This is a genomic window from Weissella fangxianensis (assembly GCF_024718545.1).
In the GTDB taxonomy this organism is placed as follows: Bacteria; Bacillota; Bacilli; order Lactobacillales; family Lactobacillaceae; genus Weissella; species Weissella fangxianensis.
Window position 1 is genome coordinate 1 of record NZ_JAMXDB010000075.1, and the last position, 1,437, is coordinate 1,437.

The following is a 1,437-nucleotide window of genomic DNA, read 5'->3' on the forward strand; positions in this document are numbered from 1 at the left end:
TGAACTGAACCCCGTAAGTTGGAGTAATTTCCAAAACTTACGGGGTTTTACTATGTTTTCAAAAGAAGTACAAATTGAAGCAGTCACGATGTACCTACAAGGTATTCCGCCTTATAAAATACGGAAAAAGTTTGGTATTAAAGGAACAGACACCATTCGTAACTGGGTTACTAATATCAAGGAACTTGGTGTCTATGGATTAAACAACGCTAGTCAAAGTAAGACAAATTATCAATATTCCTTTAAAATCAAGGTAATTCAATGGCGACTTGAGCACAAAGCTTCGCTTCCGGTAACTGCTAAGAAATTTCATATTCGTACCCCATCTACCATTTGGCAATGGGAAAGAGCACTGGAATCTGGGCGCCTGAAATCTAATAAGCAAAGGCGGAAGAAAATTATGACTAAGCAAGAAGATAATAAAATTAAGAAACTTGAAGAAGAGAATGAATTACTGCGTATTAAGGTAGCCTATCTGGAAAAACTCGAGGCCTTAGCACAGGAGAAAAAGAAATTACAAACCAAGACAAGGCGGTAGTAATTACTGTGTTAAGGCAAGAATTGAAATGTAAATTGAAGTTAATTCTTCAAGTAGCTGAAATGTCTAGTAGTAGCTATCATGATGCTTGTAAGCGAGCATATAAAAAATATCCTCGTGATTTGATTAATGCCATTACTGCAATTCGTAACGAAAATCCCGATTATGGTTACCGTCGTGTCACTCAGGAATTGCATAACCAAGGATTTAATACCAACCATAAGGTTGTATTGAAAATCATGAAAATGAACGGCATTCTTTGTACTGCATTTAACCGAATAACTCGTAAGTACAATTCATATGTTGGCACAGTTGGTCGTATTGCACCCAATCGTGTTAATCGTCGATTTATAACAGACCGCCCTTATCAGAAAGTGCTCACAGATGTTACTGAAATGCGTTGGGGTTCTGGAACAGTAGATGAACGAGCATATTTTACGGCCTATATTGATGTTTATAGTGGTGAGATTCTCACTTGGAATATTGATCTTCATCCAACCGTTGATTTCGTTACGAAACCACTAGATGAACTATTAAATACTAGACCCAAATTAAATTACCGTTTAACAATCCACTCTGACCAGGGATTCCAGTATCAAAATTATGAATATGTCTCACGTTTGCAGAACAACCATGTGTTTCAAAGTATGAGTCGCAAAGCGACCTGTCTAGATAATGCTATGGCGGAGAGCTTCTTTCATCTCTTGAAGGTAGGAACTGTCCATAATAACCATTATCAAAACTATGACGAGCTGAAGTCTGCCGTCAATAATTATATCTATTACTACAACAATAAACGGATTAAAACAAAGCTGGCCGGAAAAACTCCGGTTCAATACCGAAGTCTTTCCGACCAGCTAGTTGCTTAAACTTCTCTCCAATTTTTGGGGTTCAGTTCA

At 37.5% G+C, this 1,437-nt stretch carries 2 protein-coding genes; both read left to right on the forward strand.

Annotation, left to right across the window (positions count from 1 at the left end; genetic code table 11):
- Nucleotides 1-52: 52 nt before the first annotated feature.
- Nucleotides 53-538 (forward strand): helix-turn-helix domain-containing protein, encoded by a 486-nt coding sequence (locus NGR58_RS10165; protein ID WP_075269457.1) that lies wholly within the window; start codon nt 53-55, stop codon nt 536-538.
- An 8-nt stretch (nt 539-546) separates the two neighbouring features.
- A complete protein-coding gene (locus tag NGR58_RS10170) occupies nt 547-1,407 on the forward strand; it encodes an IS3 family transposase (RefSeq protein WP_258089361.1) in 861 nt (286 codons plus the stop codon).
- The last annotated feature ends 30 nt before the right edge of the window (nt 1,408-1,437 follow it).